The organism is Actinacidiphila bryophytorum (assembly GCF_016916835.1).
Taxonomy (GTDB): domain Bacteria; phylum Actinomycetota; class Actinomycetes; order Streptomycetales; family Streptomycetaceae; genus Actinacidiphila; species Actinacidiphila bryophytorum.
Map to the genome: position 1 here is coordinate 1 of NZ_JAFFIX010000018.1, position 12,098 is coordinate 12,098.

Annotated in this window: 14 protein-coding genes; 5 read left to right on the top strand and 9 right to left on the bottom strand. The window is 73.4% G+C overall.

Features of this window, described 5'->3' with window-relative positions:
* The first annotated feature begins 420 nt into the window (after positions 1 to 420).
* A complete protein-coding gene (trpS, locus tag JT723_RS23470; RefSeq protein WP_205046754.1) occupies positions 421 to 1,431 on the top strand; it encodes a tryptophan--tRNA ligase in 1,011 nt (336 codons plus the stop codon).
* A gap of 40 nt (positions 1,432 to 1,471) precedes the next feature.
* Here trpS and proC read toward each other — a convergent pair whose 3' ends face one another.
* The 3 genes from proC to JT723_RS23485 form a co-directional block, all read right to left on the bottom strand.
* Positions 1,472 to 2,281 carry a pyrroline-5-carboxylate reductase gene (gene proC / locus JT723_RS23475; RefSeq protein WP_205046755.1) on the bottom strand — a complete coding sequence of 270 codons (810 nt, stop codon included), beginning with the start codon at positions 2,279 to 2,281 and terminating at the stop codon, positions 1,472 to 1,474.
* A gap of 70 nt (positions 2,282 to 2,351) precedes the next feature.
* Positions 2,352 to 3,089, bottom strand: coding sequence for an ABC transporter permease (locus JT723_RS23480; protein WP_205046756.1), 738 nt, complete (start codon positions 3,087 to 3,089; stop codon positions 2,352 to 2,354).
* On the bottom strand, positions 3,086 to 3,880 hold the full coding sequence (locus JT723_RS23485) for an ABC transporter ATP-binding protein (protein ID WP_205046757.1): 795 nt from the start codon (positions 3,878 to 3,880) through the stop codon (positions 3,086 to 3,088). Before JT723_RS23485 ends, JT723_RS23480 begins: the two co-directional genes overlap by 4 nt.
* A 373-nt stretch (positions 3,881 to 4,253) precedes the next feature.
* Between JT723_RS23485 and JT723_RS23490 the strand changes: the two genes are divergently transcribed.
* Positions 4,254 to 4,724: a hypothetical protein gene (locus tag JT723_RS23490; protein ID WP_205046758.1), complete on the top strand. Its 471-nt coding sequence runs from the start codon at positions 4,254 to 4,256 to the stop codon at positions 4,722 to 4,724.
* Between the two features lie 3 nt (positions 4,725 to 4,727).
* Here the strand turns inward: JT723_RS23490 and JT723_RS23495 are convergent, their stop codons facing one another.
* On the bottom strand, positions 4,728 to 5,582 hold the full coding sequence (locus JT723_RS23495) for a helix-turn-helix domain-containing protein (protein ID WP_251512587.1): 855 nt from the start codon (positions 5,580 to 5,582) through the stop codon (positions 4,728 to 4,730).
* 112 nt (positions 5,583 to 5,694) lie between these two features.
* Here JT723_RS23495 and JT723_RS23500 point away from each other — a divergent pair, with 112 nt between their 5' ends.
* Both JT723_RS23500 and JT723_RS23505 read left to right on the top strand, forming a co-directional pair.
* Entirely contained in the window at positions 5,695 to 6,630 is a 936-nt protein-coding gene (locus JT723_RS23500) for an SDR family NAD(P)-dependent oxidoreductase (protein WP_205046760.1), read from the top strand.
* A gap of 10 nt (positions 6,631 to 6,640) precedes the next feature.
* Positions 6,641 to 7,060, top strand: a complete 420-nt coding sequence (locus JT723_RS23505) for a PPOX class F420-dependent oxidoreductase (protein ID WP_251512589.1) — start codon at positions 6,641 to 6,643, stop codon at positions 7,058 to 7,060.
* An 18-nt stretch (positions 7,061 to 7,078) separates the two neighbouring features.
* Here JT723_RS23505 and JT723_RS23510 read toward each other — a convergent pair whose 3' ends face one another.
* The 5 genes from JT723_RS23510 to JT723_RS23530 all read right to left on the bottom strand — a co-directional run bounded on the left by JT723_RS23510 (position 7,079) and on the right by JT723_RS23530 (position 10,896).
* Complete coding sequence (locus JT723_RS23510) at positions 7,079 to 7,573, bottom strand: hypothetical protein (RefSeq protein WP_205046762.1); 495 nt, start codon at positions 7,571 to 7,573, stop codon at positions 7,079 to 7,081.
* A gap of 55 nt (positions 7,574 to 7,628) precedes the next feature.
* Positions 7,629 to 8,870, bottom strand: coding sequence for a tyrosine-protein phosphatase (locus JT723_RS23515; protein WP_205046763.1), 1,242 nt, complete (start codon positions 8,868 to 8,870; stop codon positions 7,629 to 7,631).
* 25 nt (positions 8,871 to 8,895) lie between these two features.
* Positions 8,896 to 9,009, bottom strand: a complete 114-nt coding sequence (locus JT723_RS23520) for a subtilase-type protease inhibitor (RefSeq protein WP_205046891.1) — start codon at positions 9,007 to 9,009, stop codon at positions 8,896 to 8,898.
* The gene (locus tag JT723_RS36235; RefSeq protein ID WP_307864019.1) at positions 8,987 to 9,655 is read right to left on the bottom strand and encodes an SSI family serine proteinase inhibitor; all 669 of its coding nucleotides are present in this window, start codon (positions 9,653 to 9,655) and stop codon (positions 8,987 to 8,989) included. The genes JT723_RS23520 and JT723_RS36235 overlap by 23 nt, the downstream gene beginning before the upstream one ends.
* Before the next feature lie 149 nt (positions 9,656 to 9,804).
* The gene (locus tag JT723_RS23530; protein WP_205046765.1) at positions 9,805 to 10,896 is read right to left on the bottom strand and encodes a hypothetical protein; all 1,092 of its coding nucleotides are present in this window, start codon (positions 10,894 to 10,896) and stop codon (positions 9,805 to 9,807) included.
* A gap of 265 nt (positions 10,897 to 11,161) precedes the next feature.
* Here JT723_RS23530 and JT723_RS23535 point away from each other — a divergent pair, with 265 nt between their 5' ends.
* Positions 11,162 to 12,052: an SGNH/GDSL hydrolase family protein gene (locus tag JT723_RS23535; RefSeq protein WP_205046766.1), complete on the top strand. Its 891-nt coding sequence runs from the start codon at positions 11,162 to 11,164 to the stop codon at positions 12,050 to 12,052.
* The last annotated feature ends 46 nt before the right edge of the window (positions 12,053 to 12,098 follow it).

The window sequence follows — 12,098 nt, forward strand, 5'->3', positions numbered from 1 at the left end:
AGTTCGTCGGCCGTTTCAAATCGGCCGGTTTGGCTTCTGCGCTCCCCGCATTCCGAAAACGCACAGGCGGACGGCACACGGCGAGGCCGTTGTCGTTCGTCAGTTCGTTGCGGGATGGCCGTCCGGGAACCGACCAAGATCGGTGCTCACGTCGGACAGCTCGCAGTACGTTACGCACCTGGCCGATGTGTGTCAACTTCGTGCCGGGACCTTCACAACCGCGGGTCACCCGTTAGTCTTGCCTGCATGACGACGTATACGTGCCACAGCACCCAGTGGTGGGCCGCCTAGAGGCGGCCCGGACTCACGTATGCACCCCACGGCCGCCGCTCAGGCGGTCGTTCTGCGTTGTCGACGGCCGTGGTGAGCGGTGGTCTCCCGACGAAGCCCCCGGTCCCGGGGACGGAGGAGACGGCAGCGATGACTCGTATTTTCAGCGGGGTCAAGCCCACAGGGCACCTGACACTCGGCAACTACCTGGGTGCTCTGCGGCGGTGGGCCGAGGAGGACCAGCACCGGGCGGAGTCCCTGTTCTGCGTGGTGGACCTGCACGCCCTGACCGTCGAGCACGATCCGGCGCGGGTGCGGCGGCTGAGCCGGCAGGCGGCGAGCCTGCTGCTCGCGGCGGGGCTCGACCCCGCCGTGTGCACGGTCTTCGTGCAGAGCCACGTGGACGAGCACGCACGGCTGTCGTACCTGCTGGAGTGCGTCGCCACGGACGGCGAGATGCGGCGGATGATCCAGTACAAGGAGAAGTCGGCGCGCGCCCAGGCAGCGGGGCAGGGCGTACGGCTGTCGCTGCTGACGTACCCCGTGCTGATGGCGGCGGACATCCTCGCGTACGGGGCCGACGAGGTGCCGGTCGGTGAGGACCAGACGCAGCACGTGGAGCTGACCCGGGACCTGGCCGAGCGGTTCAACCAGCGGTACGGCGGGACGTTCGTGATCCCGCGGGCGACGCAGCCCGCGGTGGCGGCGCGGGTGATGGACCTGCAGGACCCGGCGTCGAAGATGGGCAAGTCGCACGAGGCGACCGCGGGGATCGTCTACCTGCTGGACGAGCCGGACGTGGTGGCGAAGAAGGTCATGCGGGCGGTGACCGACAGCGAGCCCGGGGTCAGCTACGACCGGGAGGCCAGGCCCGGCCTCGCGAACCTGCTGGAGATCCTGGCGTCCTGCACGGGCAAGGAGCCGGCTGCGCTGGCGGCGGCGTACGACGCGGGCGGGCTCGGCTTCGGTGCGCTGAAGCGGGAGACCGCGGACGCGGTGGTGGAGCTGCTGCGGCCGTTGCAGGCGCGGCACGCCGAGCTGAGTGCGGACCCCGGGTACATGGACGGGGTGCTGCGGGAGGGGGCGGCGCGGGCGCGGGCGATCGCCCGGCCGACCGTGGACGCGGCCTACCGGGCGATGGGGCTGCTGCCGCCCGCCTGAACCCCGGGCGGGCAGCCGCCCGTGACCTGGGGGTGCCGGTTCAGGCGCCGGAGGCCAGCTCGCGGCTGCGGTCGCGGGCGGCCTCCAGCGCCGCCAGGAGGGCTGCGCGTACGCCGTGGTTCTCCAGCTCGCGGATGGCACTGATGGTCGTACCGGCAGGGGAGGTCACGGCCTCGCGGAGCTTGACCGGGTGCTCGCCGCTGTCGCGGAGCATCACGGCGGCCCCGATCGCGGACTGCACGATGAGGTCGTGAGCCTGGGCGCGGGGCAGGCCGAGCAGGATGCCCGCGTCGGTCATGGCCTCGACCAGGTAGTAGAAGTAGGCGGGGCCCGAGCCGGACAGGGCGGTGGCCGCGTCCTGCTGCTTCTCGGGGACGCGCAGGGTCTTGCCGACCGGCTGGAAGATGGCTTCGGTGCGGGCGAGGTGGGTCTCGTCGGCGTGCCGGCCCGCCGAGATCACCGACATGCCCTCGTCGACGAGGACCGGGGTGTTGGGCATGACCCGCACGACGGGGGTGCCCTCGGCCAGGCGGTCCTCGAAGAAGGCGGTGGGGATGCCGGCGGCGGCGCTGATGACCAGGCGGTCGGCCGGTACGTGCGGGGCCAGCTCGTCCAGCAGGGCCGACATGTCCTGCGGTTTGACGGCGAGGATGAGGGTGTCGGCGGACTCGGCCGCCTCGGCGTTGTCGACGGGCTCGATGCCGTAGCGGGTGCGCAGCTCGTCGGCCCGGTCCTTGCGGCGGGCGGTGACGAGCAGGTCGGCGGGTGCCCATCCGGCCCTGATCATGCCGGAGAGCAGGGCCTCGCCGATCTTTCCTGTGCCGAGGACGGCGACTGTCTGCTGGGTCATGGGGCCATGATGCCGCGGCCGGGCCGCGGGCCGCGGCGCCGTCCACGTCGCGGTCACGCGGCCTCCCGGCTCAGGTGGTACGGCGGCGCAGGGTCGCGGCGCCCAGGGCCAGGGCGAGGACGGCGCACCCGGCGACCACGGCGAGGTCGCGGACGAAGTCGCCGGTGACGCCCGTGTGGTGGACGACCTGGCTCATGCCGTCCACGGCGTACGACATCGGCAGCACGTCGGAGATCCCGGACAGCACCGGCTGCATGTCGCCGCGCGGCACGAACAGGCCGCACAGCAGCAGCTGCGGGAGCAGGACGGCCGGCAGGAACTGCACCGCCTGGAACTCGCTCGCCGCGAAGGCGCTCACGAACAGGCCCAGCGCGGTGCCGAGGAAGGCGTCGGCGAGCGCGACGACCAGCAGCAGCCAGGCCGACCCCGTCACGTCGAGGCCGAGCGCCAGGAAGGTCAGGCCCGTGGCCAGCGCGGCCTGGACGACCGCGACGGCACCGAAGGCGAGGGCGTACCCCACGAGCAGGTCGGCCTTGCCCAGCGGCATCGTCAGCAGGCGCTCCAGGGTGCCCGAGGTGCGTTCCCGCAGCGTGGCGATCGACGTCACCAGGAACATTGTGACCAGCGGGAAGATGCCCAGCAGTGAGGCGCCCGCCGAGTCGAAGGTGCGCGGGTTGGCGTCGAAGACGTACTTGAGCAGCGTCAGCAGGACGCACGGCACCACCAGCATCAGCGCGATGGTGCGCGGGTCGTGGCTGAGCTGGCGCAGGACCCGGCGGGCGGTGGCGAGGGTGCGGGACGGATTCATCGCGGGGTCGCCTCCGTGGGGGCTGCCGTTGAGGCTTCGGTACGGGACTCGTCGGCCTTCGCCTGGTCGACCAGGTGCAGGAAGGCCTCCTCCACGGTGTCGGCGCCGGTGCTGCTGCGCAGCGCCTCGGGGGTGTCGTCGGCCAGCAGCCGGCCGTCGCGCAGGAGCAGCAGGCGGTGGCAGCGCTCGGCTTCGTCCATGACGTGCGAGGAGACCAGGACGGTCGCGCCGCGCTCGTCGGCGAGGCGGTGGAAGAGCTTCCACAGGTCCCGGCGCAGGACCGGGTCGAGCCCGACCGTGGGCTCGTCAAGGACCAGCAGCTCCGGCTCGCCCAGCAGGGCGACGGCCAGCGAGACCCGGCCGCGCTGGCCGCCTGACATCGCCCCGGCCAGGGCGTCCGCGTGCGAGGTGAGGTCGACGTCGTGCAGTGCGCGCTCCACCTGGGCCGCGCGGTCGCGGCGGTGGATGCCGAGGACGGCGGCGTAGTAGTCGAGGTTCTGCCGCGCGGTCAGGTCCGTGTACACGGACGGGGCCTGCGTCACGTAGCCGACCCTCGGCCGCAGGTCGCGGTGGCCCGCGGGCCTGCCCAGGACCGTCAGGGTGCCCGTAACGTGGGCCTGCGAGCCCACCAGGGCCCGCATCAGGGTGGACTTTCCGCAGCCGCTCGGGCCGAGCAGACCGGTGATCTTGCCGTGCGGGATCGTGAATCCCAGGCCGTCCAGTACGGTGCGGCCACCCCGGGTGACCTTGAGCCCCTCCGCCTCGACGGCCGCCGGGTGTTTATTCATCATACGATGAATAAACACCCGGCGGCTGCCGCCGTCAACCCCCGGGGGTGCCCTTGCGCAGGGCGGCGAGCGTTTTGCAGGGGCGCGGGGAACTGCGCGACCAGCCCACCACCCGCCGGTGGTCCGTCTCCGACAGGAACAGCCCCTTTCGGTCGGTGACGACCCGCGCCCCGGCGGGGGCTGGTCGCGCAGTTCCCCGCGCCCCAGGGGGTTGTCCCCTTGCGGAAGGGGCACCGCCCAAGCCACGGGGAACCGTCCAAGCCACCGCGGCCGGCGGAAGCGCATCGCCCGCGCAGGGGGCGCGGCCCCGGGATGGGGGGTGGGTCAGGGTCATCCCCTATGGCCCTGGAGGGCGGAGTGGGGGGACCGTTGCGGTATGAGTCGTTCATCCCGCAACATCGCTGTGTCCAGCGCGGAGAAGCGGCAACTGGCCGTGGCCTCCGCCACCCTCGGCCCGTGGCGCCCCGCGGCCGTCGTCGGCGCGCTCGGCGGGGGCGTGTCATTGGCGCTGCACCTCGTACAGGGCCACTTCGGGCTCGGCATCCTGTCGGGCGCGATCTCCATCGCGGCCCTGCTCTTCTTCTGCGTCGGCGGCGCCGGCGCCGTCCTGGGCTACTCCTCGCGCGGCACCGGCCGCGACCGGCGCCTGCGGCGCTGGGCGCGTTCCCACCCGTGGCAGGTGGCGGCGGTTCCTGCCGGGCTGATGTTCCTCAGCGACATGATCATCCGGCAGGTGCTGACCAGCCAGGGCTTCTTCAGCACGATATGGACCGGGCTGTGGCACGGTGCCGTGGTCGCCGCCGTGGTGGGCGGGGTCGGGGTGTTCGGGGCCGCGCGCCGGCAGTAGCCGCTACCGCCGCGGCGGTGCCGCGGCGGGCTCGGGGTCCGGGGCCGGGCGGGCGAGCAGCTGGAGGCGTCCGTACGAGGGCGAGCCCGGCTCGGCGTGGTAGGTGACGAGCATCTGCCCGGGAGCCGAGGGCAGGGCCAGCTTCTCGTAGTGCAGGTCGAGCGGGCCGACCTGCGGGTGCCGCAGCAGCGTGCGGCCGCTGGTCTTCTGCCGCACGTCCTGGCGGCCCCACAGCGTGCGGAAGCGCTCGCTGCGCAGGCTCAGCTCGCCGATCAGCTCGGCGAGGCGGGGGTCTTCCGCGGCGCCGACGAGCGAGCGCAGGTAGGCGACGGACTTGGCGGTCATGGCGTCCCAGTCGCGGTAGAAGTCGCGCATGGACGGTTCGAGGAAGGCCGCACGCAGCGTGTTGACGCCGGGTGCGAAGAAGGGGTTCAGGGCGACGGCCATGGCGTTGGCGGCCAGCGTGGTCATGTAGCGGCCGTGCACCAGGGCGGGGGTGGTGGTCCAGTTGTCGATGAGCGTCTGCACGTCGTGGCTGACGCGCTCGGGACCGGTCGGGCCGCGGCGGGCGGCGCCCGGCGCGGGGGCCGCGGCCAGCTGCGTCAGGTAGCGCTCGGCGTCGGTGTCGAGCTGCAGGGCGCGGGCGATGCTGGACAGCACCTGGTGCGAGGGGTGCTGGTCGCGGCCCTGTTCGAGCCGCAGGTAGTACTCGACGCTGATGCCCGCGAGCAGGGCGACCTCCTCCCGGCGCAGCCCCGGGACCCGGCGCCTGCCGCCCTCGGGGAGTCCGACGTCGGCGGGCCGGATGCGTTCGCGGCGGGCGCGCAGGTAGTCGCCCAGTCGGCTTGCGGTGGCCACCGTTCCACCGTAAGCCCGGCGTACGGCCGCGTCCCGCGCGCAGCCTGTCCCTGCGGGTACCGGTGTCAGCAGGGTCTTACCCGCTGTGACCGGCGCGCGCATGCTCGGCCGTATGAACGCACTCACCCCTTCGAAGACGCGGCTGACGACCCCGTTCGGTTTCGCCGCCACCACAGACCAGGTGCTGGCCGGGCTCGACCTCGGCGGCCGCCGCGCCCTGGTCACCGGTGCCACGTCCGGGCTCGGCACCGAGACCGCCAGGGCGCTGGCCGCGGCCGGCGCCGAGGTCGTCCTGGGCGTGCGGGACACCGGCGCCGGCCGCCGCACCGCCGCCGCGATCCGCGAGTCCACCGGCAATGCGCGGGTCACCGCAGGGCGGCTCGACCTCGCCGACCTCGGCTCGGTACGGGACTTCGCAGCCGGCTGGGAAGGCCCGCTGCACATGCTCGTCAACAACGCGGGAATCATGGCGACGCCGCAGCTGACCCGTACCCCGCAGGGCCGTGAACTGCAGTTCGCGGTCAACTTCCTCGGCCACTTCGCCCTCACCACCGCGCTGCACCCGGCGCTCGCCCGCGCCGGCGGCGCCCGCGTGGTCTCGCTCAGCTCCAACGCGCACCTGTACGCACCCGTCGTCCTGGACGACCTCGACCACCGCTTCCGGCCCTACCAGCCGCTCGGCGCCTACGGGGAGTCCAAGACCGCCGACGTGCTGCTCGCCGTCGAGGCGACCCGGCGCTGGGCCGGCGACGGCATCCTGGCCAACGCGGTCAACCCCGGCGCCGTCGCCACCAACCTCCAGCAGCACACCGGCGGCCTGCGCACCCCGCCCGAGCGCCGCAAGACCGTCGCCCAGGGCGCCGCGACACCCGTGCTGCTGGCCGCGTCCCCGCTGCTCGACGGCATCGGCGGACGCTACTTCGAACACGGCGAGGAGGCGGCGGTGCTCGACGCGGCGCCGCCGCTCTACGGGGGCGGGGTCGCGCCCTTCGCCCTCGACCCGGGCAATGCCGAGCGCTTGTGGGACACCGCACTTGCGCTGCTCTAGCATCGGGCGGGTGACCTCGACCCCCGGCTCGGACGCACCGGACACCTCGAACGCACTGGACGCACTGCGGCGCGGCAAGTACGTGAGCGTCACCACCTACCGGCGCAGCGGCGAAGGTGTGCCGACCCCCGTCTGGTACGCCGTCTCCGACCGCGAGCTGGTCTTCTGGACCGGGGCGGGCACCGGAAAGGTCAAACGGATCGGCAACGACGCCCGCGTCCAGGTCGCGGTCTGCGACGTCCGCGGCCGGATCGCCCCCGGCGCCGCCGCGTACGACGGCACCGCACGCGTGCTGGACGACGCGGGCAAGGCCGCCACCCGGCGGCTACTGGCCCGCAAGTACCTGATGGTGCGGCTCACCGACGTGGCACGGAAGCTGGCCGGCAGGAGCGCGCGGCCGGGGCAGGTGGCGGTGGCCGTCACCTTCTGAGGTGTCGGCGCTGCGGTTTCAGCGCCTGCGCTTCTTGGCTTTCGCGGGCTTCGCGGACTTCGCGGACTTCGGGCGGGCCGAGGCCTGGCGGGCGAGAGCCGCCTCGTACTCGCGGCGGCGCAGTGCCTCGCCGGGGGCCTCGGACAGGGAGCGCACGAAGTACGCGAGCAGTGCGCCGATGAAGCCGATCGCGTACAGGCCCTGGTTCTCGGCCGCCGCAGCCGGGCGGGCGGAGAAGCCCTTCCAGGTGCGCTGGAAGGCCAGCACGCTGCACACGGCGAAGCCGACGAAGGCGATGGCGGTGACAAAGCCGCCGATCTCGGCGTCGGAGAGCCCCTGGAAGCCGAGCCGCAGCACGAACGCGCCGGCCGCGGCCGCCGCCAGCGACCCGGCCGCCGCGGCGGCCCTGCGCCACCCGTAGCCCCGGTCGTGCTCCACCCACGTGGTCCCGAACCACCGGATCGCCTCCGGCGCGGGGCCGGCCTCCGTCCGGGCCTTCGTCAGCTCGCTCACCGGTCCAGTATGGCCGGAAATGCGGGCGCACCCCCCGTGACCGCGGTCACCCCACTCACGCCGTGAGGCGCTTCTCCAGCAGCGTGACGGCGTAGACGGCCTTCCGGGCGCCGGACTTCGCGGGCTGCTCGCCGACGACCTCGTAGCCCGCGGCCTGGTAGTAGGCGCGCAGCACCGGGTTGGTGGCGAGACAGTCCAGGCGGCACAGGTCGCGGCCCGACTCGGCGACACGGCGTTCCGCCGCGGCGAGCATGCGCAGGCCGGTGCCGGGCGGGGCCGTCGCACGGTCGGTCATCAGGCGGTGCACATAGCCGGCGGCACCCGGGGCGTCGCCCCACGCCGCCGGGTCCTGCCACCACAGCTCCCACGCGCCCGCCACCGGGCCGTCGGGGCCGAGCGTCGCGATCCAGACCTCCCCGTCCGCGAGCCGGGCGCGGAAGTGGTCCTCGCCCAGCTCGCCCGGCTGCCACTGGTCGATGCCGCGGGCGATCTGCCAGCGGGCCGCCGCGTCCCGCAGCCCGACCAGCGCCGGGACGTCTGCCTCTGCGGCCCGGCGGAAGGTCAGCGCCGGTTCGAGCAGCGCCCGGCGCAGGGCGGCGACCTGATCGGCGTCCACGCCCAGCTGGTCGGCGGCATACGCCTGCACCGAGCCGTACGTGCGGGCCATCGCGCCCAGGAAGAGCCGCATCACGTCGGCGGGCGCGCGGCCGTACCCCGGCCAGCGCGGCGACGCACCGCCGTGCTCGGCACGCCAGTCCGCGAGCAGCCGCTCGGTGGCCAGCTCCGTGAGGGTGAAGTCCTCGACGATGACCTCCTCCGGCACGCCCAGCAACGCCAGGACCAGGGCCGCGAGTTGGCCCGTACGGTCCTTGCCCGAAGCGCAGTGGAAGACGACCGGGCCGGCGTCAGGGGCCGCGATGACGTCCAGCGCCTGGCGCAACTCCTTCACGCCGTCCTGCGCGACCTCCATGAACCGCTCGGCCAGGAAAGGCCCCGTCTCCACGGCCGGGTCCAACGACGGCTGGTCGTACGGACGGTGCTCGATGCTGAGGTTGTGATACGTGAGGGTCGGGTGCTCGGGCACCCTTCCCTTGGCGTCGATCTCCCACGGGTAGCGCAGGTCGATGACCGTACCCACCCCCAGCGCGAGGAAGCGGTCCCAGTCGGACCCGGCGAGCTTCCCCAGGGAGTCCGAGCGGTACAGCCGCCCCCAGCGGACGACCTGGCCGTCGGCCGCGGGATACCCGCCGAGGTCCCGGAAATTGTGCAGCCGAGCAAAAGGTATGTGCCTGTGCATGAGCCGCACTCTACGTGCCCGTTCGCTAGGCGAAGGCGAACACCGGGCCGGTGGCGGCGCGCAGGACGCAGGGGTTGGCGAACTTCTTCCGCCAGTCGACGGGACGACCGCGGAATTCACCCCGGGCGGTGACGGTGATCGGAGCGTACGGCTCCCGGCAGACGGCCGGCGGTGATCGGAGCGTACGGCTCCCGGCAGACGGCCGGTTGCCCCAGGAGGGCGTCGAAGTCGCCGTCGGCGGCGGACAGTGCGGTGCACGCCGGGAGAGGGAGGGGGTGCGTACCGTGCGCGATCCCGTCGCAGGACAGGGTCGCGCTGCGTGTGCCTGCCGTCAGGGCAAGGCCTTGGGCCTGGCCCTGGCCTGGGCTCGGTGGCGCCGCCGCCAGGCTCACTGCTGCGAGCAGGGCCGCGGTTGCGGCGGCCAGCACCATGTCTCTCACAGCGCCCACTCCACGCCTGTCCAGGCCACTCCGGGGGTACGCCACGCCCCCCATACCCCCGAAGGGGGTACGCCCCCGCTGCCCGCCCCTTGCGGTGAGCTTCCGCCTTTCCCCCGGCGGGGGGGCAGGTGATTTCCACTTGCTGTGGGGCTCGCACCTTTCGGTGCGTGGTTGATCGGGCGCGCAGTTCCCCGCGCCCCTGGGTGGGTGCCACTTGCTGTGGCGTTGCTTTCTTCCATGCTCCTCGGGCTGGGCGCGCAGTTCCCCGCGCCCCCAAAAAACGCTCACCCTCTTGCGCAGAGGGCGCCGCATGAAAGCGTCGCCTCTGCGGGAGAGGGCAACCATCAGGGGCGCGGGGAACTGCGCGGCCAGCACGAACGGGCGGGAAGAAAGCGACGCCACAGCAGGTGGCAATCACCTAGGCACCCCCGGCGGGGGAAAGCGGACTGTCCCGCGCAAGGGGCGGGACTTCCGGGGTCGGGGCCGCTACGGGCTCAGGTCGGAGGGGCTAGGCGTTCGCCGGCGAAGAGGTGGAGGGCCGGGATGAGGGTGGCGGGGAAGGGGGTCAAAGGGGTGAGGGGGCAGGCGAGGTGGCCTGCGACGAGGTGGCGGGGGGTGGACGGGGGGAGGTCCGTGCCCGGGAGGGGCCAGACGGTGAGCCAGGTGTGGGCGTCGGGCGCCCCGGGGTGCGGTCCGACGGTGAGCGCGGCGACTTCCGGCCAGCTGAAGCGGACTTCGGGGCCGCCCGGGCGTGCCCGGGCGGAGAGCCCTTCGGGTCCGACGGCGAGCCGTCGCGGCCTGCGCCACCTGGCGTAGAGCCGCACCGTGCAGAACCACGCACCCGCGGCGACCGCGAAGTCCGGCCCGAGAAGCCCCAGCGGCACGGGTGCGCGCTGCCCGAGGAATGCGCCGGCGACGGGCTCGGTGCAGGCGAGTGCGAGGACGAGGCAGAGGACCCAGGGCAGGGCGCGCCCGGGCACGGTGAAGACCTGCCCGGGCCGGTGCCCGCCTTCCGGCCCTGAGACGGTGACGGGCACGGGCTCGCGCACGGACCGCGGCGCCGTCTCGAAGTGGGCGCCGCCGTACTCGGCGAGGGCGGCGCTGAGCGCGCCGAGCGGCTGGTCGAGGTCGCCCGTGTCGAGCAGGGTGTAGCGGACCCGGTGGTCCGCGAGGACGCCGAGCGCTTCGGCGAACCATGCGTCGTAGCGCCGGTCGGCGGGACGCGGCAGCCGCACCCCTGCCGCGGTCCACAGCACGAGCCGCGGTTTGGAGGGTTCGGAGTCCTCGCCGGTGTCGCGGTATTCGAGGGCGACGGCGTCGACCTGTTCCCAGCTCACTTCTGCGTCGTGCAGGGTCAGCCCGAAGGCGTCGATGCGCAGCCGGAAGGGTTTGCGGGCCCGCCGCAGGTCGGCGGTGCCGCGCAGGGCGGCGAGCAAGGCGAACGCGGCGGCGGCGAGCAGCCCTGCGGGGCTGCCCGGCATCCCGTGCACGGCCAGCCATGCCACGAGCCCCGCGACGATCGCGCCGGATGCGCAGAGCATTCCGGCACCGCGCCGGCGCAGCCGCCCGCTGATGGTGAACTCCACTGCCCCACCCCCTTGTTGACGCCCGGGTTCCAGGATGCGGCGCGGCTGCCCGCCGCGGTGGGTGCCGTGCGCGGTCCGGTGCGACGGCGGGACCGGTGTGGGGCGAATCGGTGAAGAAGTGAACGGCGGGCGTCCGGCTCGTGCGCGGAGCATTGACCACCGACTGACCAGTCAGTAACTTCTGCGGAGCAGCACCGACTTCATCCGATCTCGGCTGATACCCGCACCAATCCCCCACGTGTTTGGCAGTGTCGAAGGAGACAGCATGTCGATGCGCATCCTCGCCCGGGTAGCGGCGGCCGCCCTGGCCGCCGGCACACTGGCCGTACTCGGCCTGAGCGCCCCCACCGCCCAGGCCGCACCCCAGACCACAGGCACGTCGCAGACGTACGTGGCGATGGGCGACAGCTACAGCGCGGGCTCCGGCATCCTGCCGCTCGACCCGGCGGCCTCGCTGCTGTGCGTGCGGTCCACCGCGAACTACCCGCACGTGCTGGCCGCCCGCACGGGCATGGCGCTGACCGACGTCACCTGCGGCGGCGCCCAGACCAAGGACTACGCCGGGTCCCAGTACCCGGGCGTGGCACCGCAGTCGGACGCGCTGGGCGCGAACACCGGCCTGGTCACGATGACCATCGGCGGCAACGACAACAGCACCTTCATCGACGCGATCCTCGCGTGCGGCTCCGCGGGAGTGGCGACCCTCGGCTTCGGGCACCCCTGCCAGAGCCTGTACGGCAGCACGTTCACCGACCAGGTGGACACCGGCACCTACCAGGCGGTGAAGTCGGCGCTCGCGGCCGTACGCGCCAAGGCGCCGAACGCCCGGGTGGCGATCCTGGGCTACCCGTGGATCGTGCCGGCCGCGGCCGTGCCCGGCTGCTTCGCCAGGCTGCCGATCGCCTCGGGCGACGTGCCGTACCTGCGCGACCTGCAGACCCACCTGAACGCGGCGGTCAAGCGCGCGGCCGCCGAGACCGGCGCGACCTACGTGGACGTCTCCGGGGTGTCCGACGGGCACGACGCCTGCCAGCCGGCCGGCACCCGGTGGATCGAGCCGATCCTGTTCGGCACCAACTTCGTGCCCGTGCACCCCAACGCGCTGGGCGAGTCCCGGCTCGCCGACCGCACCGCCGCCGTCCTCGGCCTCGGCTGAGCCGGGGCACACCCGAGAGCCCCCCACAGGAAAAGGAGCCGCCCCG